The organism is Algoriphagus formosus (genome assembly GCF_002807035.1).
Taxonomy (GTDB): Bacteria; Bacteroidota; Bacteroidia; order Cytophagales; family Cyclobacteriaceae; genus Algoriphagus; species Algoriphagus formosus.
The window spans coordinates 1626089-1652001 of record NZ_NIUC01000002.1 but is presented as its reverse complement, the minus strand read 5'-3'; the positions used below and the strand labels follow the sequence as shown (position 1 = coordinate 1652001).

Annotated in this window: 18 protein-coding genes; 15 read left to right on the top strand and 3 right to left on the bottom strand. The window is 42.0% G+C overall.

Annotated features, from left to right (window positions below):
* Positions 1–161 precede the first annotated feature (161 nt).
* The 9 genes from CDH51_RS13485 to CDH51_RS13445 all read left to right on the top strand — a co-directional run bounded on the left by CDH51_RS13485 (position 162) and on the right by CDH51_RS13445 (position 13253).
* A complete protein-coding gene (locus CDH51_RS13485; protein WP_100629041.1) occupies positions 162–1427 on the top strand; it encodes an oxygenase MpaB family protein in 1266 nt (421 codons plus the stop codon).
* 5 nt (positions 1428–1432) lie between these two features.
* Positions 1433–2107, top strand: coding sequence for a transmembrane-type terpene cyclase (locus CDH51_RS13480; protein WP_157807118.1), 675 nt, complete (start codon positions 1433–1435; stop codon positions 2105–2107).
* Positions 2108–2109: 2 nt separating this feature from the next.
* A complete protein-coding gene (locus CDH51_RS13475; protein ID WP_100629039.1) occupies positions 2110–3495 on the top strand; it encodes a sensor histidine kinase in 1386 nt (461 codons plus the stop codon).
* A gap of 361 nt (positions 3496–3856) precedes the next feature.
* Positions 3857–6103 carry a carotenoid oxygenase family protein gene (locus tag CDH51_RS13470; RefSeq protein WP_100629038.1) on the top strand — a complete coding sequence of 749 codons (2247 nt, stop codon included), beginning with the start codon at positions 3857–3859 and terminating at the stop codon, positions 6101–6103.
* Between the two features lie 93 nt (positions 6104–6196).
* Complete coding sequence (locus CDH51_RS13465) at positions 6197–11482, top strand: ATP-binding sensor histidine kinase (protein ID WP_100629037.1); 5286 nt, start codon at positions 6197–6199, stop codon at positions 11480–11482.
* Positions 11483–11617: 135 nt separating this feature from the next.
* Positions 11618–11863 (top strand): DUF6364 family protein, encoded by a 246-nt coding sequence (locus CDH51_RS13460; protein ID WP_100629036.1) that lies wholly within the window; start codon positions 11618–11620, stop codon positions 11861–11863.
* Positions 11853–12263 (top strand): type II toxin-antitoxin system VapC family toxin, encoded by a 411-nt coding sequence (locus tag CDH51_RS13455; RefSeq protein ID WP_100629035.1) that lies wholly within the window; start codon positions 11853–11855, stop codon positions 12261–12263. Before CDH51_RS13460 ends, CDH51_RS13455 begins: the two co-directional genes overlap by 11 nt.
* Positions 12264–12297: 34 nt before the next feature.
* Complete coding sequence (locus CDH51_RS13450; RefSeq protein WP_100629034.1) at positions 12298–12489, top strand: hypothetical protein; 192 nt, start codon at positions 12298–12300, stop codon at positions 12487–12489.
* An 11-nt stretch (positions 12490–12500) separates the two neighbouring features.
* Entirely contained in the window at positions 12501–13253 is a 753-nt protein-coding gene (locus tag CDH51_RS13445; protein ID WP_100629033.1) for an SDR family NAD(P)-dependent oxidoreductase, read from the top strand.
* Position 13254: 1 nt separating this feature from the next.
* Here CDH51_RS13445 and CDH51_RS13440 read toward each other — a convergent pair whose 3' ends face one another.
* A complete protein-coding gene (locus tag CDH51_RS13440) occupies positions 13255–13989 on the bottom strand; it encodes a response regulator (protein WP_100629032.1) in 735 nt (244 codons plus the stop codon).
* On the bottom strand, positions 13986–15929 hold the full coding sequence (locus CDH51_RS13435; RefSeq protein ID WP_100629031.1) for a tetratricopeptide repeat-containing sensor histidine kinase: 1944 nt from the start codon (positions 15927–15929) through the stop codon (positions 13986–13988). Before CDH51_RS13435 ends, CDH51_RS13440 begins: the two co-directional genes overlap by 4 nt.
* A 170-nt stretch (positions 15930–16099) precedes the next feature.
* Between CDH51_RS13435 and CDH51_RS13430 the strand changes: the two genes are divergently transcribed.
* The 6 genes from CDH51_RS13430 to CDH51_RS13405 all read left to right on the top strand — a co-directional run bounded on the left by CDH51_RS13430 (position 16100) and on the right by CDH51_RS13405 (position 22270).
* Entirely contained in the window at positions 16100–16498 is a 399-nt protein-coding gene (locus CDH51_RS13430; protein ID WP_100629030.1) for a RidA family protein, read from the top strand.
* A gap of 18 nt (positions 16499–16516) precedes the next feature.
* Positions 16517–16936, top strand: coding sequence for a nuclear transport factor 2 family protein (locus CDH51_RS13425; RefSeq protein ID WP_100629029.1), 420 nt, complete (start codon positions 16517–16519; stop codon positions 16934–16936).
* A 39-nt stretch (positions 16937–16975) separates the two neighbouring features.
* Positions 16976–17608: a DUF2306 domain-containing protein gene (locus tag CDH51_RS13420; RefSeq protein WP_100629028.1), complete on the top strand. Its 633-nt coding sequence runs from the start codon at positions 16976–16978 to the stop codon at positions 17606–17608.
* Between the two features lie 7 nt (positions 17609–17615).
* A complete protein-coding gene (locus CDH51_RS13415; RefSeq protein WP_198514308.1) occupies positions 17616–18785 on the top strand; it encodes a DmpA family aminopeptidase in 1170 nt (389 codons plus the stop codon).
* An 11-nt stretch (positions 18786–18796) separates the two neighbouring features.
* Complete coding sequence (locus CDH51_RS13410) at positions 18797–19714, top strand: amidohydrolase family protein (RefSeq protein WP_157807117.1); 918 nt, start codon at positions 18797–18799, stop codon at positions 19712–19714.
* 99 nt (positions 19715–19813) lie between these two features.
* Positions 19814–22270, top strand: coding sequence for a CehA/McbA family metallohydrolase (locus CDH51_RS13405; RefSeq protein ID WP_100629447.1), 2457 nt, complete (start codon positions 19814–19816; stop codon positions 22268–22270).
* Between the two features lie 116 nt (positions 22271–22386).
* On the opposite strand, the gene CDH51_RS13400 is transcribed toward CDH51_RS13405, so the two are convergent.
* The gene (locus CDH51_RS13400) at positions 22387–25662 is read right to left on the bottom strand and encodes a S41 family peptidase (protein ID WP_100629446.1); all 3276 of its coding nucleotides are present in this window, start codon (positions 25660–25662) and stop codon (positions 22387–22389) included.
* Positions 25663–25913 lie beyond the last annotated feature (251 nt).

Sequence of the window (25913 nt, the reverse complement as noted above, 5' to 3'; positions counted from 1 at the left end):
AGACCAAATAAAAAATAAAAAAAGCACTTTTTTAATTTTTCAATTTGTACTTTAGAAAGCATTTATTGCATTAAAACTCTAAAAATTAAGTTGAATACTGAAATCCGGCATTTCAAAATCCGCCTATCTAAACTCGACCATATACACTAACTATCACCCATATGCTCTCAAAATTACTTTTGGTCTTATTACTCATTTTTGTGGTCCTATCGATCGCCTTTGTCATCAAAAACATAAAAATCAAAAGAAGAGCACTTCAGAAATTCAAAGAAATGGATCCTCAAGAACTTTCGGATTGGTCCCCTGAAAAGTTGGATTCCAAGCGCTCTCACATGGACCCCTTAGCTGATCAGACAGTAGCAATTATCATGGCAAAACAAGAATCGGCTGAGATCAATCATCTTTTTCAATCTATCGTCAAAGACAGCGAACAACTACCCCCCACAGCACCCAAAGAGCTTCATGATTATTTTGAAGAAAGTGCCAAACTCCCTGAATGGGCTGATCCTGATCTGATTGCCTTAGGCCAACAAATCTACCTTAGACATGGAATTTGGATAGGGCTTTTACTTAGCTATAAATCACTGCCCGAATGCTATGCCTGTGCCCGAGGTGCGGAAGTCCTTCACAAAACTGCCCGACTCAATGAAAAGAAGGGTTCCTTGGACGCCTACTCAAGAAGAATTGCAGAAACGGCCCTTTTCGTCGTTTTTGCCATGTCTCCCAATGGACTGGATAAGAAAGGTAAGGGACTAAGAGCTACACAAAAAGTCCGTCTCATCCATGCCACTATTCGATACTTTCTGAAACAACATAACTGGGATGCCGACACCTACGGTGAGCCTATCAATCAGGAGGATTTAGCGGGGACTTTGATGTCATTTTCCGCTTTGATTTTGGAAGGGCTCGAGACGATTGGGGTAGAATTTGAGCCAGTAGAAATGGAAGCTTACATCCATTGCTGGAGGGTGATCGGCCACATCGCTGGGCTAGATGAGGATATGATTCCAAAAAATGCCAAGGACGCATTAAAGCTTGGCCATAGTATTCTTGATAAAGAGATTGCCCCAAGTGATCATGCCAAAGAACTGGTCAAAGCCCTTCGGGAATTCCAAGACACGAAATCAAAACCCATTCTGGGAAGCCAATCCAATATCGCCTTGATGCGATTAATGATGGGCAAAGACATTTCGGATTTGCTTGGCGTGGAGCCCATTGATCAATCACAGATTGATAGAATGGAAAAGAAACTCAGAAGAATCACAGCGGTAGGGGAGTTTCTGGATAAAAGCCTGATCTTTTCTTTTTTCCTTCAGGGATTTACAAAGCTTGGCCTTATGCTGATGCTTAAACGAATGACCACCCGCTCAATCATCAATTTCTACATTCCCAAATCCCTCACTCAAGATTGGGGCACAAAATCTTAAATGCTATGAATCAGCCTTTAATCAATTTTGAAGATTATTCACTTGCCGGGCTTATTTTCAATGGTGTCGGTTGCCTTTTTTGGGTCGTCGCATACGTGATTCTGGTGAGGGAAATCCGCAAAAAGAAATTTGTGGAAATGCCGGCCTACGTTGCAGGTGCGAATATCGGTTGGGAATTCGTATGGAGCTGGATATATCATCCTAATACTGGTCTTTTATTCGCCCTGAGCTATCAGGCTGCATTTTTATTAGACTGTTTTATTTTCTACTCGGTCCTTCAATATGGTACCAAACAGCCAATGAATCCTGAAACCAAAAAGCATTTTGCATTATTCTGTGTGATCAATTTTGGCTTCTGGATCGTATTTTCCTACCTCTTTAAAAATGAAGGCTTTGACACACTCATCGGGGCAAACTCGGGATATATCATCAATGTAATTCTCTCATTACAATGTGTGTTTTTGCTGATGCAAACCAAAGATACCGGACAATTCTCAATGATTTTGGCCTGGGCTCGAATGTTGGGCACAGGATTAATTTCTGTTTCCATGTTCTTCTTCTACCCTGAAAATCACTTCGTACAGTTCCTAGGAATATCATGCTTCATCCTAGACAATACCTTCATCTACATTCTTTGGAAAAGACACGGTAAGCTATTTGGAGCACTTAGTAAAGCATAATTATGTTTAAAAAAATCACAGAGTTTTTCATCCCTCCCCAAAAGCTACAGAGCGGAGATGAATTACGATCAGAACGAATATTTGTCGCAGTCTTACTTATCTCGGCAGTTTCTAATTTTCTAGGAATCAATTTGGCTATTGAGATCAAAGCGGAGCTTAACGGCTACCTGCTCCTAATCAATGGGGTGATTAACCTGCTTATTCTTTTAGCTTATCGATATGGGTTAAAAAAATCCATCGCTACCACATTAGTCTTATCACAATTTGCCATCAGCTTTCCAATACAGGCATGGCTTCAGGGAGGTTTATCATCTCCTGCAGCAGCTGCATTCTTCTTACTTCCGGCAGTGGCAATGTTGATCCAGGGAAAACGTGCTGCGACATTCTGGATGATTCTATCAGCATTCCTCAGTTTGGGATTATTCTGGTTTGAGAGTCAATTCGGAACGCCAGTCCCCACATTCGACCCTGCAAAAAGCAATCTCTTTTATTTCTCCTCCATCCTAGGGACTAATCTTACGATATTTATTATTTTATTAGTTTATGAAACTGGCAAATCGAAAGCCTTAGCAAATATTCAGAATAAAAATGAGGCACTAATCAATACACAATCACAGTTAATCCAAGCTGAAAAAATGGCCTCGCTCGGAGAACTCACAGCTGGAATCGCCCATGAAATCCAAAACCCCTTGAACTTTGTCAATAACTTTTCCGAAATCAGCAATGAGCTAATTGAAGAAATCGAAGAAGAACAGAAAAAAACCGCAGCAGAACGTGATAATGAACTCATTTTTGAAATCATCGCTGACCTTAAGCAAAACCTCCAAAAAATCAACAAACATGGTCATCGCGCAGGCTCTATTGTGAAAAATATGCTGGAACATAGTAGAATAAGTACCGGTGAAAAAGTACTTACAGATATCAATGTTTTGGCTGATGAATATGTCAAGCTCTCTTATCATGGGCTACGAGCCAAGGACAAGTCTTTCAATGCAGATCTCAAATTGAATCTTGCTCCGAATCTTCCAAAAGTCAAAATTCTGCCTTCTGAAATTGGTCGAGTTTTACTCAATCTGGCAAATAATGCCTTCTATGCGGTGAGTGAAAAAGCAAAAGGTAACTTGGAGGGATACAAACCACAATTGACACTAAGTACGGTTAAAACAAAAAATGGAATAGAAATCTCAGTTTCAGACAATGGCCCGGGAATTCCCGAGTCCATCAAAGACAAAATCTTTCAGCCCTTTTTCACAACCAAGCCCTCAGGATCAGGAACCGGCCTTGGCTTATCACTATCTTATGATATCGTGAAGGCGCATGGCGGGGAGGTAAAGGTAGAGTCCGAAAGCGGAAAGGGTACAACATTCAGGATACAAATACCGACCTAGTGAATTTTTGAAATGGGACATCAACTTTTGAAAACAAAAAAAGAAGGCTCTGAGAATTTCATCTTTTTGAAGGCCTATTTTTAGCAAAATCGATCCTCCCTTTTTGTTTGTAATAACCCCAATTATAAAAACCTTTTTTCAAGTGCGAATTAGGAGAATTCTACATACTTTTTATTATTCCGATAAAGGATTTTTTTGAACTCTATAGAGGAAACTGAATTATACTATTATTTAGTTAATCAGCTGTGTTTGAAAAGCAAAATCACTGATATTTTAGTCTTTATAAAAGTAAATAAATAATATCTGAAATAAGAAAAGTTTTATTTATCTTGAAAAACACCAACAATTTTTAATTTTTCTCATGTTCCAACATAAAATCCTTCAACAAGGAAGAGCGGCCCTCAATCTTCCAGTGCGACCGCTAATTTCATCCACCCGTGATTCGTTGGATTTAGAACTGAAAGTCATCTATGGCGAGCTACCTGACGACATCACAGGTCACGTTTTTATCAACTCTTCAAGTGGCTCGGTAAACTCGCCCTATCCCTACCCTGAAAAAAATCCAGATGGTAGCAGAAATAAAGAATATGGCTCTCCAATTCTGCTTGGCGGAGGGTTTGTAATGAGATATGATTTTGACCAAGCAGGAAAAGTATTCCTAAAAGCAAGGCTTCTAAAACCACCCGCTTATTATGCCGATGAAGCGACAAAAGAAGGAAGCCATCCTCATTATCCTAAATGGAAACAAAGCGTCAGTGGTTTTAAGAATCTTGGAATTACCCGACTATCATTTTGGCTCGGCTGCAGTGATTTGTTATCCACTGCGATTACTCCCATCCGATACGGAAATGATAAAAAAGACAGATTAGTTGCGACAACTGATGTGGGGAGGCCTTATGAGTTTGATCCCAAAACACTGAAGATCAAAACCCCTATCGGTTATCTGAAGGAATATATCAATGGCGTCCCCGGGATTGTTCCATGGCCATTTCCAGTTTTGCAGACTACTGCGCATCCTGCCTTTGACCCTGTGACCAAGGAACTTTTTTCTGTGAACTACACCAAGTCCACATCTTTACAACTCAAAGAATCCAATTTGTGGCCAACCCTCCACTTGCATCATGATAAAATAGAAAAGGAATTAGAGGAAAAAGTAAAAAGCTGGAAGACGATTACTGACAAAAATGAGGCTCGTGAAAAGCTGAATGAATATTTTCAGAATGTCCACCAAAACCGACCGACTCATGAAAGTAAGTTTCAAAGGTTCTTTCGAAAATTAAAACACACATTTACCAAAGTATTGGGAGATATTCTTTCCTTTTTCGGAGTCCCCGAAAATGAATTTTCTGTCAAGGATGAAGTATATCTTCATTGCTTTGATGGATCCCCATCTTTAAAGTCTTGGAGGATGGTCGATGAAAAAGGAGAAAATTTAAAAATCACACAATGCTGCCATCAAACAACCCTTTCAGAGGGCTACTTTGTATTTATTGATGCTGCTTTTAAGTTATCATTGGACGTAATGTTCAATAATCCTTTTACTCATAATCAGGAAATTGACAACTTCATCAGAAAGGTCACATCTGTACCCCAAGAGCCGTATACCTACCTATATATCGTAGCCAGAAAGGACTTAAATCCGGCTTCAAAAACTGTATTAGCCAAGCAAATTAAGCTTGAACCCGAATTCATACATTGCTATCTAAATTATAAAAATCCGAATGGGAAATTAACCCTGTACGGAGCAAGCAATAGCGCCGCATGTCTGGCAGAATGGGTAAGACCTTTCGACAAATTAGTGGATGGATCTGATATAGAACCAGGCACAGCCGGGATCATCTCTGCGGGAGTCATGGATATAGGAAGGATCAGCAAATATGAAATTGATGGTGAAAAGGGGAATCTTTTATCCGAAAGCATCTTAGATGCAACCGGAAATCTAGACAAGCCTGAAGACCTGGGTGCCCACACTTGGGGTGTAGGTATCTATACATTTAGAGATATAATTTCCGGGAGTATTCCCAGTAATGAAATCACGGATATCTTCTTCCAATGCTACGGACTGGAACCCAGAAGATTAACCGAATTCATCTACGAGCTTTACAAAGACTATCCCAATAGAAAAATACCCGCAGAAAAGGTCAAGCAACTTTCTGAAGAGGGAATCCCACATCAAGTAGTGCGGCTGAATGCCCAAAGCTTTGAATTGGAGGACTATTTTCAATTCCCTAAGGGATATGAAATTAGATCCCTTCAGTTTACCCATAGAAAAGGAAATGTAAACCCTAGACCGGGGATTGACGGATACATTACTGTCCTGATGATCAATGAGGACGAATTAGATGGTGTAAAAAACTTCTTCAGAGAAGTATGGATTTTCGATGCTGCAAATCTTAAACAGGGGCCGAAAGCGGTACTCTCACACCCTGACCTGAATTATGCATTCACCTTGCACTCGGTTTGGACAGATTCGCTAGAATCAAATGATGAAGATCCCTACACCGTTCCGGTGAAAGAAGATTACCAATATATGATTGATAAAATCTGGTTGGACAAACATAAAATCCAAGATTTCTTCGAGAAAGAAATTTACCCGCATTTCGATTAAGGGGAGGAAGTCTAGGAAAAATATTAATTTCCAAATTAGTTTCTTTTGAATCTAAAGCATTGTATAACAACTACTTGTATCGATAAATAGGAGATGAACATAGGTGAATACTTATTAAAAAATAAGCTTTATGAGGACATTGAAACTTCTGTTTATGAAGCCGTGCACCACAAAACAGGAGTTAAAGTCATCATAAAGGTTCATTCGGATGACTTTCCATCTCCTCATAAAATAGAGCGAGTAAAAGATGAATTTAAGATCGGTGAGAATATTTCTGGTGATGGTTTGGCCAAATATCTGGAGCTCATTCGAATCGGAAATGGCTTTGCTATCGTTCAGGAGTATTTTGATGGATCTTCACTGGATAATTTTTTAAAAAATAATAGCCGCTTATCAATAGAAGAATTCTTAAAAATCGCTCCAAAAATCACCCATGCTGTTGGGGAAATGCATCGGCAAAAAATCGTTCATCGAGACATAAGCTCTGATAATATTCTGGTAGCAAAGGATTTCTCCAGTATTCGACTCATCGATTTTGGAGTATCCGCTACGTTCTTAAAAATAAGTTCAGAAAAAATTGCCGGTGGTAAAATTCATTACCTATCTCCGGAGCAAACTGGTCGAATTAATAGATTAACAGATTACCGAACTGATTTCTATTCTTTAGGGGTATTATTCTATCGCTTACTTTCTGGGTTTTTCCCATTTGACGGTGAGGATTCTTATCAGATTATCCATAAACATATTGCATCTCCTCCTTCCCCATTCAAAAACTATCTATCCAATATTCCTTCGGTATTGGAGAAAATCATATTTAAGCTCTTATCGAAATCTGCCGATGATCGATATCAGTCAGCAAAAGGGCTTGAAAAGGATTTACTGAAATGTGCAGAGCTTTATGATGAATTAGGCGAAATACCCGAATTCAAACTAGCTGAATACGACTTCTCTACCATTTTCAGGATGCCTAGGCAGCTATTTGGAAGAGAGAAGGAACTGAAAGAATTAATGGACTATTGGGAGAATTCTTTAAACAAGAAGGAAACTCAGTTACTATTGGTAAACGGGAGTCCAGGAATCGGAAAATCAGCTTTAATTCAGGAACTGAAAAAACCTGTACTGGAGCAAAATGGCTTTTTCCTTCATGGTAAATTTGAGCTCTTAAATCAGCCCATTCCATACAGTGGATTAATTCAGGCCTTTGAAAGCCTCCTTTCTCAATTATTGAGCGAGCATAAAAAGGCATTGTCTTTTTGGAAAGACCGCCTAATCAATGCCTTGGGGCAGAATGGAAAACTTCTGACCGATGTATTCCCAACCTTAGAGAAAATAATTGGTCCTCAAGTCGAAATTGAATCCCTCAGCCCATTAGAATCTCAAAATCGATTTGAATATGTATTTGCGGAGTTTATCAAGGTTTTTACCTCCCAGCCCTATCCCATCACCTTGTTTTTGGATGATTTACAATGGATAGACCTCGCCAGTCTGAATCTACTTTCGCAGCTTCTCAAGAATAATCAAAATCAAGCCTTCTTTATTGTAGGGGCTTTTAGAGATACCGAGGTAAGCAATGATCATCCTTTAAGTCGAATGCTTGATGATTTGAAAAAATCTGGAATTACTATTAACCAAATGGAACTGGGGCTCTTGCCGATCGATGAGATCAACAATATTTTGGCTTACTGCCTGATGAGGAATAACGCCGAAGTCCTAGAGTTTGCGAAACAAATCCATGAAAAGACCAGTGGAAACCCATTTTATGTACATCGCTTTATTGAAAGTTTGCATGAAAAGGGATTGATTTATTCTGATCCTAAAAAGGGGAGATGGGAATGGAATGAAGCTGAAATTGCCATAGAAAGTGCAACTGAAAATGTGGTGGATTTCCTGATGAAGCAAATGGAAAAACTGCCGGAAAATGTGAGGCACTACCTAGGTACCGGTGCAGCTATCGGTAATCATTTTTCTGCTTCAGAATTAGCAGGTTTAAATGGTCTTAAAGAATCAACCTTAAGAGAAGAACTTTCGCCTGCATTGAATGACTCTTTTCTATTCTTTGACGGGACCAACTATTTTTTTGTACATGATCGAATTCAACAAGCAGCCTACTTATTTCTTAAAAATAAGGAACAAGTACACTTAGAGATCGGAGAGTTCTTTAAAGAACACTTGGACAGAGGAAAGGAAGATTGGGTCTTTCGTATCACAAATCAATTGAACCGTGCCAAATCTTTAATCGCCGATCCTGAAAGAGAAATAGAGCTTGCAAAGTTTAACTATGAGGCAGGAATCAAAGCTCGGGACGCCGTGGCCTTTGATGAATCTTTGAAGCTTTTGAACCTGGCAAGTGCCTTACTCCGGGACAAAAATCCCTGGGTTAATGAATATGATTTAATATGGAATATTTCCTTTGCTCAAATTGAGGTAGAGTTTATCGCAGGAGATCAAAATAAAGCCCTTAATCTGGCAAATGAAGTTTTGGGCTACGCTAATTCCAATTTTGAGAAAGCTTTGATTTATAATCAGCTGATCATTTTCTACACCATGAAGATCCAATTCCAAGAAGCATTGGATTTTGGAAGAAAAGGTCTGGAATTAATCGGATTAACTATTCCCCAAGACGCCGAACTTGAACCTGCAATCGGACAGGGTTTTGGAACAATTATTTCCTTGATGGAAGGTAAAAAGCCGCTTGACCTTCTCAAAAACCGGACACTCTCTTCAGATGAAATTTCCAGTATAAAAATAAAGCTGATCGTCAACATGCTTGCTCCTGCCTTTCTGGGTGGGCAAAGCAATCTGTGGACCTACCTAGTCTTGGCTAGTACGGCAAATTCCATAGAAAGTGGAAACGTAGCCGAGAGTTGTACTGCCTTTAGCTCCTATGGTATTCTATGTGGGTTGGCTTTCAATGACTATCAACAGGGATTTGATTTTGGAGATTTATCTTATCAGCTTTCCATCGATCTGAAAAGCCTCAGACAGCGAAGCAATACCTGTTTTGTACTTGGGGCTTTTTTGAATATTTATGCGAGGCCTGCAAAGAATGGTTATAATTACCTAAAAGAAGGTATATCCTCGGGACTTCAATCGGGTGAGCTTCAATTTGCAGGATATAATATTTCAGGTCTTGGGCAGGTGACTACTACTTCAGGGAGCTCCTTGTCTGTCTTGGATGAGCGGATGTATGAGGGATTACAGATTGCAGAAAAAACCAAAAATCAGTTTGTAAAAAGCACCATTCTTGTTTTTTATCAATTGATACACGACTTGGGAGGTCCTTCTTCACTCAAAGAATTTGAATCTGAAGAGAATATTTACGCACTTTTAGAAAAAGAGCAAAACTATTTTGGAAGGTTCTATTTCTCCCTCTACAAAGGATTTTCATCCTATCTATTGGGAGATGCCAAAGGAGCATACGAACATTTGGCAAATGCAAAAAATTACCTTTCTGCCGTCCCCGGTTCGGTGGTTTTGGCAGATTATTACATCTACCTTCCACTTATTGCTTTAGAGTTGATTGACCTCTCCAATCCTGAGGAAGATCTACAAAACTCTATTGAAGAATCGATCACCATTTTAGAAAAATGGAACTCTTCAATTCCTGAAAATTTTCAGTTTCGAATTGATCTCATCAAAGCAATCAAAAAGGATAAAGAAGGTCATGTATTAGAAGCTTTGGAACTTTATGATGCAGCTATTGACCAAGCCACAAAGCAGGAAATGCTGCCTCTAAAGGCGATAGCCCTTGAGAAAGCCGGAATCATGATGCTAAATCATGGGAAAAGCAGAATTGGCGAAGTTTACCTGAAGGACGCCTATTTGACTTACCTCGAATATGGAGCCATCAATAAGGTGAACCAATTGCAAGAAATCTACCCTACACTCTTTCAAAAAGGCCAAAAACAAAAGAGTTTGACGATAAGTGAAACAACACGGACTATTCAATCCCTTGAAATGTTCGATTCCCAGACACTTATCAAGGCTTCTTCAGCTATCTCCCAAGAGGTGACTCTGAAAGGTGTACTTAGCAAAATGATGGAAGTGGTGCTTGAAAATGCAGGTGCCGAAAGAGGCTATTTCATTATGCATTCGGATGATTCCTGGAAAATTGAAGCTGAAGGCATCGTCAATCCAAGGTCATACAAACTATTACAAGGCGTTCCGTATCCCTCAAATGCCATAAAATTGCCAGAGGAGATAATCAATTATGTGCTGAATAGCCATAAATCATTGTTGCTCGAAGATGCACAAAACCATCCTGAATTTGGGGTAACACCCTACTTAGACTCAGCCAAGGTAAAATCCATTTTGTGCCTTCCAGTCATTCATCAAGGGATGCTTTTGGCGATTTTATATTTAGAAAACTCTCTTTCGATTGGAGCTTTTACAGTTTCTCATAAAGAATTACTTCAGACCCTCTCCACTCAAATCGCCATCTCTATATCCAATGCCCAGCTGTATGATAATTTGGAAAGGAAAGTACATCAGCGAACTGCCGAACTACAGCTACAAAAGGAGGACTTAGAGCAGACCTTAAAAGATCTTAGAAAGACTCAGAGACAACTTGTCAATTCTGAAAAAATGGCCTCCATGGGGGAACTAGCTTCAGGAATTGCGCATGAGATACAAAACCCATTGAATTTTGTGAACAATTTCACGGAGGTCAGCGATGAGTTGATTGATGAGATTCTTGCTGAGTACGGAAAAAGCCTTGAAGACCGGGATGAGAAAATTATCCAAGAGTTACTTTCTGATGTAAAATCCAATTTTGAGAGAATCAGAAAGCATGGTCTGCAAGCTGATGCCATCGTAAAAAATATGCTTGAGCACAGCAAGCAAGGTCAGGGTAAAAATGAAACTACAGATTTAAATGCATTAGCAAATGGATCTTTGAGGATATCATATCATAGCTTTTTGGCAAAGTATAAAAACATAATCTCCAAAGACGTGGAGATTGAGATGGACATCTCCACTGATATGAATCTACCCAAGGTCAATGTAATCCCACAGGAAATAGGAAAAGTGATTTTTAATCTCTTGAATAATGGGTTTTACGCCGTTTTGGACAGATCAACCAAAGAAAGCAATGCGGAGTTTAAACCACTTGTCAAAATCACCACATCCTTGGCAAAGGATTCAGTTTCAGGACCTCAGGCCGTTATTTCTGTTATTGACAATGGCATTGGAATACCCGAGTCCATTAAGGAGAAAATCTTCCAACCATTTTTCACCACAAAGCCTACTGGCTCCGGGACAGGTTTGGGTTTATCTCTAGCCTATGAAATTATTCAAGCACATGGTGGACAGCTTTTATTAGAAAGTAAAGAAGGGGAAGGCTCTACCTTTAGAATTGTACTACCCGTAAGTACCAATTAAAAAAAAGGGAAATGAAATAGGATTTTCCCCAAAATGACCAGCTATGGGACCTTTTCATTCAGGCAGAAATATCACGAGTCATTTGTATCAAAAAGTTTATTTATATTTATACGTAGGAAAATTTTTATACGTATCATGAAAACAAAACTTACACTTAGTATCGATAAGGAAACCATAGAAAAAAGTCGAAAAATAGCTCAAAACAAGCAGCAAAGTCTTTCATTTTTGATTGAAGAACTCCTGAATAAGGAAATCGAAAAAGACAAAGAAAAGCAACTTGCTTTAATTGGGGAGCTACGAGGAATTGCTGGAAGGGCTCCTGAGAAGACAGATTGGAAAAAAGTAATCCGAGAATCGGCAGGAGAAAAGTATGAAAAATAGAGCTTTCATCGATACTAATATTTTTCTTGATTTGGTTTTAGATCGAGGCGATTTCGGAAGTAGAGTTCAAAAATTTTTAGAATCCAGTGCCAACCGACAAGTCAAACTATTTACCTCCGTTTCTTGTATTCAGACTATTATCTACGTCCTTCAAAAATCAAATATCTCTCCCAAAGTGATTAGAGAAACGATAGCTAAAATCAATCTATTGGTCCATTTAACCCAAACAAATTCAGAGGATATCGAGCGAGCTATTCAATCGGACTTTAAGGATTTGGAGGATGCAATCCTTTATCAAACTGCTATTTCGAACCAGTGCGCTTATTTTGTTACAAGAAACATTAAGGACTTCCCTAAAAATTTTGATCAAATAAGCGTGCTACTACCCGAAAAATTTTAAATCAAACTCATCGGAACTAAAAATAAAATAAACCATGGGACTATTCTGGAACCTTATCCAACAAAGTCAAATCTCCAGTCACAGCTCAAGAGCCTCCACTTTGGAAGCTAGAGTGGCCTACCTGGAAAGTGAATTGCGCAAGACGCAAGAACTACTGATCAAAACGCTGAAAGTACTTGAGGAGGAAAGTGGAAAAGATATCAATGGAGATGGAAAAGTCGGATAGCTAAACCCCATATGAAACTTCAAAATAGGACATTTATCATAAGTGGCGCTACCAGTGGCATGGGGCGTGCTATGGCCTTAGAGTTTTCTAGGGAAGGAGCAAAACTTATTCTTAGCGGACGTAATGAGGAGGCTGCAGAGGAATTATTAAGTCTTTTGCAAACCGAAGCTTATTTCTTGGCGGGCGATGTCAGTGATCCGGGCTATAATCAAAGACTCGTTGAATTGGCTTTGGAAAAATTCGGGCAATTGGATGGCTTGCTCACAAATGCGGGGATGCTGGGTCTTGGATCAATTACGGATTTACCTTTGGAAACATGGACTCAAACCTTTAATGTCAATTTGACCTCCGTTTTTCAGCTGCTAAAAGCATCCCTTCCACACCTACAAAAAAGCCCCAATGCCTCGGTGGTAATCAACTCATCAATTGCCGCTTTCAAATCCTTTCCCAATCATCCAGCTTACTGCGCATCCAAAGCAGGATTGGTAGCTTTAGCCAAACAGGCAGCGGTTGATTACGCTCCCCATATCCGAATCAATTGCATTTGCCCCGGACCTGTCGACACACCCTTTATTCATGCATCAGCTGTTGCCTTTCCCGATCCTGCAAAAGCGGTGGAAAATGCGGGCAGAAATACTTTGGTCCAGCGTTTAGGGGAACCTGAAGACATTGCCAAATTAGCTTTGTTCCTAGCCTCGGATGATGCCTCTTGGATTACGGGGTCTGTTTACACCATTGACGGTGGGATTTTGGCCAAAGGGTAAATTATACCTTCCTGATACTCCGCATCAAATCCTCCTTATACATTTTACTGATTGGGATGACCTTACGCATAATCTCCAAATGTGAATCAGCTACCGCATCTAGCTTCTTAAGATTGACCACATAGGAGCGATGCACCCGCAGAAAATCCCTACTTTCAATCTTTTGACAAAAAGCATTCAATGGGCTGACAATGAGATAATTCTGACTGTTGGTAAAAATATTACAGTAGTTTCTATCAGCTTCGATATAGAGAATTTCGTCCAGCATCAGCTTGATCAGTTTCCCATTGTTTCGAATAAAAATCCGGTCATCCAGGCTCTCGATCAACGAATCTGAATCTTCCGTTTCAATTTTTTCCTCTTTGATTTTTTCCGCTACCAATTCAATGGTCCGCTCTAGATTTAACTTGTTAAAAGGCTTGGAAATAAAGGCATAGGGTTTAGTTTCTTTGGCCTTTTGAAAAGAAGCTTCGTCAGCGTTGGCAGTCAGGTAAATCAAAGGAATTGCAGTCTTTTCCTGGATTTTCTTTGCTGCATCTATCCCATTCATTCCCCCTTTCAGCTGGATATCCATCAAAATAATATCCGGATGATTTTCGATGGCGTGATTGACGGCATCCTCTCCCCGGGACTCAATTCCCGTGACTTCATAGCCAAGCTTAGAGAGCTGCAGTGAAATATTCGCAGCGATAATCATATCATCCTCCACAATCAAAATTCTGGTCTTCTCACTCATGCTGCTTTATTGGTCTTAAACTCAAAATATAATTCTGTTCCTTTTTGGGTGCTCAGTGTCATTTTTCCGTCGAGCTGCTTAGTCAAAAGTGCCACGAGCTGAGTACCAAAGCCCGTTCCCAAAGTGGGATTATTTTTCTTCATTCCAGCGCCATCATCTGCTACTTTCAGGCACAGATGATCTTGATCTTTTTTCAAACTGATCAGAATCTCACCATCTCTTCCATCTGGAAATGCATACTTCAGCGAATTGGTAATCAACTCATTGACAATCAAGCCTATCGGAATCGCACGATCCACATCCAACTCCAAGGGTTCCATCTCTACTTCCAAGCTTATTCGTGCTGAAGCATTGAAGGAATCAATAATAAAAGAGCCCAAATTTTTGAAATAATTTTTCATCTCAATTGCAGCCAAATTTTCTCCTTGATAGAGATTTTGATGGATCATCCCCATGCTTTGAACCCGGTTTTGGCTTTCGATCATGATGTCTTGAAGCTCCTCATTTTCGATTTGAGCTGTCTGCAAAGCCAAGAGGCTGGAAATAGTCTCCAAATTGTTTTTGACCCGATGATGGATCTCTTTCAGCAAAAATTCTTTTTCTCGATTCTGCTTTTCCAAAAGTTGGCTGTACTTTTTTCGCTTCACAAAAACCCGATAAAGGAAGAAGAGAAAAAACACCATCAATGCGGTGAATAGAAGTGTAAAAATCTGAATGATATTCTGTCGCTTCAGCGCCTCCTCTTGAAGGGAAATAATTCCTTCCTTTTGGGTTACATCCATTTCAGTTTGCAATTGGGCAATCCGCTGATCCGCCTCTGCATTGAAGACAGATTGATCGAGCTCATGATAGCGCTTAAATGCCTGATAGGAATTGGAAATTTCACCGGCTCCCTCGTAGGCTTCCGCCAATTCCCGATAGATCAAACTCAAAAAATAACGATCTCCAAAGTCCTCGGTAGCCGTGCGGATACTTCGTCCAAGGTAGGTAATCGCATCCTGATAGAATCCCCGCTCTTTTTTCACTTTGCCCAAAGAAAGCAAGGAGCGCACGACCATAAACTCATTTTGAAGGAGTTCGGCATACTTGAGTGCCTCCTTTCCGGAGGTCTCTGCATTTTCAAAATCCCCCAATGCCACATAAAGATCCGTCAAGGCGATATACGTGTCACTGAGATTATTGTAGAAGCCATATTGCTTTCCCATACGAATAGATTGCTGGAAATAAGGAAGTGCTTCCTCATTTCGCCCGAGTGCAATCAGGTTATTTCCAGTCACATGCAGGGTAAAATCAAAATCTAAATCCTGGATTCCCCGCTCCTCAAAAAGGGCGAGAGACTTCAGTCCATATTCCAAGCCTTGCTCGGGTTTGCCTTGCTTCCAAAATAAGTTGCTGATATCCGAATAGGCCATGGCCATGGCTTTCCTGTCACCGTATTTCTCCCCGAGTTGAAGTGTTTGGGTTGCCAATTCAAAAGCCTTTCCCAAGTCTCCCCTTCGCTCCTGGACATAGCCCAGATTGGTTAGCAAAAGCCAGGTTTCGGATTCGGGAAGTTTTTCCAAAGCACTTTGAAGCATCTCTTCTGCCTGATCGAGTTGTTCCATTCTCAGCAAAATAGCCCCTTGAGCCACCTGCATTCTACCCTCCCAAAGCTCACTTTCTGCCATTCGAGCCTCTTCCAGGCCTTGATTGATGACGGAAAGGGATTTGCGTAGATTTCTGGTATGGTAATAATAGCCCAGATCCCAGAGCATTTGCAGCCTCAATTCGGTCTCTTTCACTGAAGGAAGTGATTGCTCTATTTTTTCAAGGTAATCCGCACCAAAATCATCTGTCTCCTCAAAAACCTTTGAATATTCGACTTTACCGTCTTTTGAAACTACCTGAGCTTCTAGCTGAATCTGAAACAATACAAAAACAAGGATAAAAAATCGCTTCATGCGATTAATATACAATAAAATGCAATTGAATATCAATTGCTTAATTGTGAATTTTCCGGGGAAGGAAAATACTCATTGGGGAAACATTTTATAGGCCTTCATCCTAAGCCTTTTGGGAAGGATCAAATGAAAGTGGAGATTATTCCATCTTTTAACTTAAAAAAAATGAGATGAGTAGTCAAACCCCAGAATTTTTCTCTCTTAGACCCGAACTCGAAAAAGCCTATGGCTATACCCACGCAGTGAAAATCGGAGATAGCATCAAGATTTCAGGAGCAGTAAGCATGGATGATGAAGGTAACCCCTTGGCTGTTGGCGACTTTCTTCAGCAAATGAAAAACTGCTATGCTGACCTGGAAAAAGTCTTGGCACATTATGGCTGCAGCTTCGATGATGTACTGGTAGAAAATGTATTCACCACGGATATGCCTGCCTTTTTAGAGCACGCAGCATATAGAGGCTCAATCTACCAAAAGCAATTTCCTACCGGTTCGTGGATTGAAGTCAAAGGCTTGGTCATGCCCGAATTTTTGATTGAAATCGAACTGGAAGCCCATAAATCACACTAATAGTAATCTTATAAAACCATGGAAAATTTAATCAAGGAATCCGCAGAAAATAAAGCAGTTGTCGATAGTCTCTACCAGGCTTTCAGCAAAGGAGATGTACCGGGAGTTCTCGGGACTATGGATTCTCAAATCGTTTGGAACGAAGCCGAAGGAAATGAATACGCAAAAGGAAATCCCTATGTAGGTCCAGATGCAATTCTGAATGGAGTTTTTGGTCCCATTTTGCAAGACCATGAATACTTCAATCTAAAGGACATCGAAATCCATGAAATGCTTCATGGAAAGGTACTAGCCACTTTGCGATATGATGCCAAGTATAAAAGCGGAAAAGCATACAACGCGCAGGTTGCACATTTTTGGACTGTGAAAAATGGAAAAATCACAGGATTTCAACAATACGTGGATACCAAGAAACTACACGAGGCTTCAATAGCTTAGGAAAGGCTTTCTCCTCAAACTACTAACTGAGAAATCCCAATGGAAACTAAACTCACACTTGTCCCAAGCAATCCCAAAGCCTGGCTTCTACTTTTTGTTTGGGGCTTCCTGATACTATTCGCGGGCAAATTCATTCTCCATGACGCCTTACCGTACTTTGGCTTTGAGGAATCCTTTTTTGGAGAATATTGGGCAATGAAATGGCCTTTAATCGGCCATATTTCAGGGGGACTCATCGCTCTCACTTTAGGCCCCTTTCAATTTTGGAAAACTTTTAGAAACCGATACCTCAAAATCCACCGCATGATGGGAATGGCCTATATCTGTGGAATTTTGATCGCGGTCATTAGCTCGATTGCACTTTCACTCACCATCGCCCTTGATTTCCATTGGACTTGGAGCTTATCTCTGATCGGTTTGGCTTTTGCATGGTTTGGCACCACAGGGATGGCCTTTCGATTTATCCTTCTGCGCCGAATCAACCTCCACAAAGAATGGATGATCCGAAGCTACGTGGTAACCTTTGCCTTCGTACTTTTTCGATGGTTGACGAGACAGCCTTTTTATGATGATTTGGGGCCATTTGTGGAAACGGGCCCTACCGCCATTTGGCTTTCTTGGGCCGTTCCGCTTTTTATCACAGAGATCGTTTTGCAGTGGAATAAAAAATGAATCAATAATGAAAAGAATTTTTGTAGTCCTCTTATTCTCATTTGCTTTTTCCTTTAGCTATGCCCAAAAGCCCCGAGCCAGAGATTTGGGAATTCCTCTGGATGGTAATCCTGGGAAACTCAATGCCATCACTGATGTCAAAGGGGTTGAAGTGGGGCACACGACCTTGATTTCGGGAGAAGGTGAATTGATAGTGGGAGAAGGTCCTGTAAGAACAGGCGTGACAGCAATTTTCCCAAGAGGAAAGCAATACGATCCTGTTTTCGCAGGTTGGTACAGCCTCAACGGCAATGGAGAAATGACAGGAACTACTTGGGTGGAAGAATCGGGTTTTTTGGAAGGGCCGATAGCCATTACCAATACCCATAGCGTAGGGATAGTGAGGGATGCCGTGGTGGAATGGGAGTTTGAAAACAATCATTTTGACCCGCTACCCGATGAACCTGATGTATTTTGGGCTTTGCCGGTAGTTGCTGAAACCTACGATGGAGACTTGAACGACATCAACGGCTTTCACGTCAAAAAAGAACATGTTTTTTCAGCCTTGGATAATGCCAAGTCAGGGCCTGTTGAGGAGGGAAATGTCGGAGGAGGAACAGGGATGATTTGTCATCAATTTAAAGGAGGAATCGGAACCTCTTCCCGTGAAGTCATCATCAATAATACCACCTACACCCTGGGTGTTTTGGTGCAGGCAAATTACGGTACACGAGAGAGCTTGACCATAGCAGGAGTGCCAGTTGGAAAGGAGATTTCGGACCGTCAGATTCTTTTGGATCCATTAAAACGCCAAGAAGAGCGGGGTTCCATCATTGTGATCGTCGCTACAGACGCACCCCTTCTTCCCCATCAATTAAAGCGATTGGCACGCCGAGTTCCGATAGGGATAAGTAGAGTGGGCGGCTATGGAGGAAATGGCTCAGGAGACATATTCATCGCTTTTTCTACTGCCAACTCTGGAGCTGCAAACCGTTTGGATACGCAGCAACTGACCATGATCCCTAATGATAAGATTTCTTCACTTTTCGAAGCAGTGGCACAGGCTACAGAAGAGTCGATTTTGAATGCCTTGGTGGCTGCAGAAACAATGGTAGGAAAAAATAACACCACAGTCTATGAGTTACCGGAAGACGAGGTCATTGAACTTTTAAAGAAATACGGGAGAATCAATCCATGAATCACACACCCATGAAAAGAACATTTATATTAATTTTCTTAGTAGGAATATCCTTTCAGGAAGCTTTTTCACAAAGAAAAATCATCGATATGCACATTCACTCCTACACCGAAAGTGATTTTGGTGTGCGGGAACCTTCTGCTACAGATCATTATGGGGTAAAGGGTTCAGCGAATGCCGAAGAGCATCTTCTTGAGACCTTTGCAGCTATGGAGCGTTTCAATATTGTCAAAGCTGCAGTCAGTGGGAACCCTGAAAGTGTGAAAAACTGGAAAAAACGCGATAAAGACAATCGGGTAATTCGAGGTATTCTGAGTTTTTTACCGGACGATTACGGAATTGACATTGTCAAATTTGAGGAAATGGTCCAAGCCGGTGAAATTGAGATTTTCGGAGAACTTGGCCCTTACTACAGCGGTACTACCTTGAGCGACTCTATTTGGCAGCCTTACCTTGAAATTTGCGAAAAATATGATATCCCGGTGGCGGTACATACCGGCGGTGGAGACCCGGGAGGTACTTACTCTTGGTCTCCAAAAGCAAGACTGGCCTTAGGAGATCCTTACCTGATCGAAGATGTATTGGTCAAGTATCCCAAACTCCGAGTCTATCTGATGCATGCCGGAGGGGAAGACTGGCCGGAGCATGCCATTCGATTGATGGCCTACTATCCACAACTTTATACAGATATCGCAGTATTGCTCTGGGTGGAGCCAAATACCCAGAGATACGTGACGGATTTTCTCCGAAATATCAAGCATGCCGGTTACCTGGACCGAGTCATGTTTGGCTCCGACCAAATGATCTGGCCCTACGCCATCGAAAAATCCATAGAGTTTCTGGAAAGCTTGGACTTCTTGACGGAGGAAGATAAAGAAGGAATATTTTATGGAAATGCAGCTAGATTTTTGAAATTGGAAGAGCAATAGGTAAAGAACATCATTAAGCTCTCAATAGGGCCTCATTTTACTTATTGATAGGCATTGGCTTTCGACCAGTCCTTCACAAAAGTCCCATTCATAGAAATAATGCGCTACCTAAACTCAATTCTTGCATCCCTTGCACTAGCTGTAATAATACAACTATTAACCCTCGGTATTGCTTCCGCACAATGGTATAATCATTATGCGAAACTCGATGACTTTGGACATCATGTCTATTTAGAAGAGCATGAACTTCCGATTCTTGCACACGGTCCCACAGATCCGGCTCCTGCCCCCGATGGCAAACATCTAGCTTTCGCTGCCAGAGGCTGGATCTGGAATCTCAATTTGGGGACTGGAACGGCTGCCCGACTTACAAAAGGTCCAGGGATAGACTCCCGGCCGAGATGGTCCCCAGATGGCAATAAGTTGACTTTTGTGAGAGATGAGGGGAAAAATACAGCTATCATCATCCGAGACTTAGCTAGCGGCGAGGAAAAAAGAATTGATACTGAAACCATTGAACTGGATCCTGAATTTTCTGCGGATGGAGAATGGATCTATTACACCTCTGGAAAAACCGGTTCGCTCAATCTCCGCAGATATCACCTTTCTTCTGCCATGGATGAGCCATTGACCGAGCTTCGTCAAGTGGAGCGAAACTCAAGAAGTCTACCGGATGGCAATAGCTTGATGTACCTGCATGGTAGTGGTGCCCACCGGGTACTCAGAATTAGAAACTTTGAAAGTAATACAGACACCATCGCCCTTGCACAGACATTGACCTATCATTTGACTGCGGATTCCCATCCAGCTCAGCGTCTCATTGTCTACAGCGCTCCCATAGACAATGACTACCACCTCTGGACCATGGACTTGGATGATCCTCGAGTGAAGCACAGACTAACCGATGGAAACCCTTTTGCCTTGACTCCAGCATTTAGCGCTGATGGGGAGATGATTTATTTCGTCGAACTGGATGAAAAACGACAATTTCGACTGATGCAAATCCCTACTTATGGAGGAGTGGCCGAAGAGGTGAAAATTCAGAATTGGGACTTGGGAGAAACAACAGGAACCTTGAATGTCAAAGTGGTCGATGACTCTGGCCAGCCTATCACAGCAAGAATTTCCATCATAAGAGAGGACGGTTATCCTGTAGCTTCACATGAAAATGCCACTTATGTAGACCCTCAAACGGGCCGTCATTATTTTTATCTGGAAGGAGAATCAAGCTTTCCAATTCCAGTCGGAAATTATCAAATAACAGGTGTTCAAGGCCCCATGACGCCATCTGTAAAATCCATGGTACAGATTCAAGATGGGCAATCAAGCGAAGTTACCCTTAGCATCAGTGCGATTTGGGATGCTAAAGCTGCAGGATATGTATCGGCAGATCACCATGTCCACCTGAATGGAGACGGGCATCATCGGGCAACTCACCAGGACGCGCTTCAAGCTTTGGAGGGAGAAAATCTGGACCTCCTAGCACCTATGTCTTGGAATCGCTGGGAAAGAAGAATTGATGCATCGATAATTGGAAAGGAAACCGAAAAGAATGGTCGAATTGTCGCTCAAGGGCAAGAAGTGCGTTCTCACTTTCACGGTCATGTCAGCTTAATGGGAACAGATAAAGCATATGCACCTTGGTTTTGGGGACCTAACAACCCCAAACTCGGAGATCCCAATCGAAGCAATGGGGAGGTCATCGATTTTGCAGATCAACATGATGCTTTCACTACTTATGTGCATCCCATAGAGATTGACTCCGATCCTTTTGAGCAACTCGAAAGTGGCCCCATTCCTATCGAGCTTATTTCTGATGCGGTATTAGCCGATCGAATTGGTTTGGAAATGGTCTGCGCCTGGACTAGCCCATTGGGAAATAGCCATGTGTGGTATCGCCTTCTGAACATCGGCCGTCCTGTAGCGGCTATGTCAGGCACGGATATGTGGGTGGATTTTCATCGTACGATGGCGGTGGGTACTGGCCGAAATTATGTTCGCTTGGAAGGAACTGAAATGAGTACCGAAGCCGTTTTGGATGCAGCAATGGCCGGAAAAGGATTTGTGACCACCGGCCCTGCCCTACTTTTCCAAATGGGTGAAAATGCCAAACCCGGCGATGTAGTTTCGAGCGGAAAACAAGACTGGTCCGCTACTTTAGCTAGCACCAATGATATTGATGTAGTTGAGTTAATCGTAAATGGAGAGATCGTGGAAAAATTGGAGGGAGTCAAAGCCGGTGAAACCCGAGAATATCAAGGGAAAGTAACTCTTCCCGAAGGAGGCTGGGTAGCAATCCGTGCCTATGCCAGCGAAATCAGAGAAGATTCTTGGCCAAGTATGCATGCCAGACCTTTTGCACACAGTTCGCCAATCTGGATAGAATCCATTGGCAGTACTGACCCTGCTTCCAAAAAAACTGCGGCGGCGGACCTCATTCGAGCTATTGATGCATCGGAAAAAATCGCCAGACAAGCATACGGTGAAATCGAGATGAATCGTATGATGAATCGATTTGAGGAAGCAAGGAAAGTTCTTCGGGGGATGTTGGATTAAAAGAAAAAAATTTAGCCTGATTTAAAATCAAGAAGACCAGCAATCCTTCAGAATTGAAGAGATTAGCTGGTCTTTTTTTATTTCTAAACTTTTGGATTAAAAGCTAGTGGCACCGTTTAATTCCGACCATTCTTAAAACTCAAATCCGGATAAGCCGGAGGCGCTGGAACATCCCTAGGATCCTTTTGGATCAACTCTTTCAGATGCTCAATCGCAGCATCCAACTGAGCATCTTTTCCTTCGAAAGTCGCCTTAGGCAGATTGATCACTTCGATATCCGGAATAAAACCAACCCCTTCGATCAGCCATTCGACATTCTCGCCGTCGTTGGTGTCTCCACCAACGACTCCATACACCCCATTCATCGGAGCCCTCGCAATACCATTATCCGAAAGGGTATTCACTCCGGAAAGCCAAACTTCACCTCCCCAGGTCCTAGCTCCGATTGCTTTGCCCAAACCTAACCTTCTGAAGCCTTCGGCAAATGCCTCCCCATCGGAAGCAGTAAACTCATCCACCAGCAAGACCAAATGTCCTCGGAATGCATAATTCATATTCCAGTAGGGCTCTCCTGTTCGGCTCTTCCAGTAAAAGAAAGCCTCGCGAATAAGTTTTTCCAAGATAAAAGAATCAATATTTCCTCCTCGATTGTGGCGCACATCGATGACCAAGCCTTTCTTCTTAAACTGCGGATAGAAATCCCGATACCACTGTCCAATGTCACCAGAAGTCATGGCTCGCAAGTGGACGTATCCTATATCCCCGTCGGATTTAGCTTCGGTTTCCAGTCTCCGGGTATATTCCCAATCGTTGTAGCGGAGGTTACTCTCCTGCCGAGAACTCATGGGATAAATGATGTGATCTCCTTTTCCAGCTACTGCTATCCGAACTTGCTTGCCAGCTTTGTCACGAAACAATACCTGCATATCCTCCACTTCTAAAACAGACGTCCCATCAATATGCGTGATCACATCACCTTCCTGAATTCCATAAGCGGGATGGCTCAAAGGTGATTTCTCATCCGGATAGTCTGGATCGCTTTGGAAAATATAGTCGATTTGATAGCCATTATTGGTTTTGGAGAAAAGCCCTCCCAGCATTCCAAACTGAATATTATCATCTCCATCTCGGGTATCTCCTCCTCGTACGGAGGTGTGCAGAACAGAGAGTTCGCCGATCAACTCACCAATCACATCCGAAAGCTCATTTCGGGTTGTCACCCGATCCACCAAAGGCATGTATTTTTCATGCATTTTATCCCAATCTACCCCATGCATCCCTGCATCGTAGAAATAATCCCGCTCCATGCGCCAGGCGTCGGTATAGATTTGCCTCCAATCTTCCCGAGGGTCTATGCTGAATTTCCAGCCACTCAGATCCAATCTATTTTTTGATAAATCAGAAACGGGTGAAGTCCCCAATTCCACCAAAAAATGATTGGAACCTTGTCTTAGCAAAGCGTATTTGTTGTTGGCTGAGACCGCATAGCTGTTGATTTTGTCTGCGAAAACTTTCTGCTCAGCTTTATCCGAAATCGGAGTCATCATCAAGGCAGGCTCATCATCATTGGATGCCCCGCCGCCATAATAAATACCTGGGCCCGGACCTACTCGATGGTAATACAAAGCCTTATCCGTCACGATCAGATTTTTATAATTTCCAGCTGGCACAGGAACCTCCTGCACTCGCTCCATCAGTCCCTCTTCATCAATGGTTACTGTCACTGGACCTTCAGATTTCTTCTCTTCCGCTTTCAGTTCGTTTTTGGGAGTGAAAGGAGAAATCAAGCCCTTCTGCAAAGGAATGTGGTAAATCTTCATCTGCTTTTCCCAGAAAGGCTCTGGCTGTCGCTGCCCCCAAGGACTACCCACCTTGGTTTCGAAGTTCCTGTCAGAGAGGAAATAAATCCAGTTCCCATCTGCACTCCATTGTGGGTTGAGGCTGTTGGTCCGATCAGAAGTTAGCGTCACCCGCTTCCCAGAAGATGGATTAAATACAAATAGCTGAGTAAAAGTATTGGAAGCAGCCTGCCCAAAGGCTAGCCATTGACTATCGGGAGACCAAGCCATGCTACCATGCAAGTCCTCATCTGTGAGATTGGCTTTGACGGCTTTTCCCGTGGAAAGATTACGAATCCAAAGGTCATTATTCAGATCGGTCCAAGCCAGCCACTTTCCATCCGGCGATGGAGTTATGTTGAATCGCAGTGTGGTGCCGTTATCCGTCAATTGCTTGCCTTGGTCCAAACCCAAACCGGAATATTGATGGATTTCAAATTCTCCACTTTCATCCGAAAAGGTCAAAATATCCTTGGAATCTGTAGTGAAAACAGCATCACGATAGCGAACTCCATCTTTTCGGCTCAGGCGAAGCATTCGCCCTTCTTTTGCTGGAAAGACAAAAACCCGGCCCCGAGCAGTCAAAGCAACCTTTTCCCCGTCGTTAGAAACCGAAATATTAGTGATGTAGGAAGCTGGGTTATCCACCCATTTTTCCCGTAGCTGATCAAAATCTGAAACCAATCGAATGGCAATTTTTTCGGATGATCCCTGTCCCAAACTCATCTGGTACAAATCGGCGCCTGAGCGATAGACCAACTTATTTCCTGAAAGAGAATACTCTCGGACATCATAAGATTCTTCCTTGGTGTGCTGCTGAATATCCGAGCCATCGGTCTTCATCGACCAGACATTCTGAATGCCATCGCGAGAAGAAATGAAGTAAACTCTTCCATCATGATATACCGGATGATGATCTTCCCCATCGTAATTCTGTGTGAGCTTGACGGCTTCAGGAGCTCCATCGCTATATTTCCAGAGTTGGCGAGCTGTCCCTCCCTTGTATCGCTTGGTTACATTGTTGTGGTAAGTAGGCCGCACAAAAAAGTAAGTATCGGAGTCTCGATCAAAGCTCCCCTCAGCTGCCATTTCCAGAGGAAGCATTTCTTTTTCTCTGGAATTCATATCCACCACCACGGTGCGCAATCGTGGCAAAGTGGAATACTGATTGGTGGTGTAGGCCACTTCCGTCGCGGATTTCCAGGCTGTGGGAATGGAAGCAGCAGGTTCGTAAGTCAGTCTTTTGGGAAGGCCGCCGGAGATCGGCATCACATAGACCTCTGTCGGGCCTTCGTAGCTTGCCGCATAAGCGACCCATTGACCATCGGGAGAGATTTTGGGGTCCGACTCATCACCGGGATGCGTCGTGAGTCGAGTGGCCATTCCCCCGGAAAGTGGAGCCATCCAAATATCCCCTTCGGCTACAAAAACAACCGTATTTTCATGTACATCGGGATGCATGAAATAGCCTGGAGTGGATTCCTGCAAAGCAGATGTAGGCCTTATAAAAAGCGAAAAGAGCAATAAAGTAAGAACTGAAATTTTATAATTCATAGCTGACTCATTTTGAATTGATTTCTGGAAAAAAGGTAGCTTAAAATTTCTATTTTCATCTATTGATTTACATGAAATACCTCTGGAAATGAATTTCGGAGAATATATCTTCTCCATTGCAGAAGAAAAGGCTTAAGGAGCTATTTTTTCTGTTAATGTTTTTGTATTTTCCCAATTATTAAACGTTTTTAAATCTCATAATCAGCAATTTGTATGCGATTTTTTGTAGAATTTACAGAAGACTTATTTTC